The sequence below is a fragment of the Microbacterium barkeri genome, assembly GCF_027921765.1.
Taxonomy (GTDB): domain Bacteria; phylum Actinomycetota; class Actinomycetes; order Actinomycetales; family Microbacteriaceae; genus Microbacterium; species Microbacterium barkeri.
The window spans coordinates 1-862 of record NZ_BSEJ01000038.1; the positions used below are offsets into that span (position 1 = coordinate 1).

Below are 862 nucleotides of genomic sequence, written 5' to 3' on the forward strand. Positions count from 1 at the left end.
ACCGCTGCTGCCAAACATATACCTCCACTACGTCTTCGATCTGTGGGCGCATCAGTGGCGACGTCGCTATGCCACAGGCAATGTGGTAATGGTCAGATACGCCGATGACATCGTCATCGGGTTCGACAAACGATACGATGCCCGGCGCTTCCGTATAGCCATGCAGCGCAGACTGAGGGAGTTCGGACTCACGGTTCACCCGGAGAAAACCCGTCTGATGGAGTTCGGCCGCTTCGCTGCCGAAAACCGTGCCATCAGGGGAAAAGGCAAACCAGAAACGTTCAACTTCCTCGGGTTCACGCACATCAGCGGGAAAGATCGCAACGGCAGGTTCATGCTGATACGAAAGACCCGCCGGGATCGGATGACGGCAACTCTGAAAGCCATCAAAGACGGTCTGCGAAGGCGCTGGCATTACTCAATCCCCGAACAGGGAAAATGGCTCAGGAGAGTGGTTCAGGGATACCTGAACTATCACTCGGTACCGGGCAACTTCCCCACCATGCAGAAGTTCAGGACACACGTAACAAACCTCTGGCGCCGGGCGCTCAGGCGCAGGAGCCAGAAGGATGATACGACCTGGACGAAAGCAAACAAACTGGCAGCCGCATGGCTACCAAGGGTTCGGGTTCTTCATCCATGGCCTGTGGAGCGGTTCACCGCCAGACACCCGAGGCAGGAGCCCGGTGCGTAAATCGCGCACGCCGGGATCTGTGCGGGGGGTATCCGGTAACGGGTATCCCTACCGCGACATCAGTAAAAAAACATGAGATCTTCCCATGACAGATAAAACCAAACTGGTTGCTATCTCACGAACCGATGACATGAGCGCTCTGGATGCACTCAAGCTGTTGCGGTTTCG

The 862-nt window shown here is 56.3% G+C and carries 1 protein-coding gene; it reads left to right on the forward strand.

Annotated features, from left to right (window positions below):
* Nucleotides 1–40: 40 nt before the first annotated feature.
* The gene (locus PKE79_RS16480) at nt 41–694 is read left to right on the forward strand and encodes a reverse transcriptase domain-containing protein (protein ID WP_095889336.1); all 654 of its coding nucleotides are present in this window, start codon (nt 41–43) and stop codon (nt 692–694) included.
* The last annotated feature ends 168 nt before the right edge of the window (nt 695–862 follow it).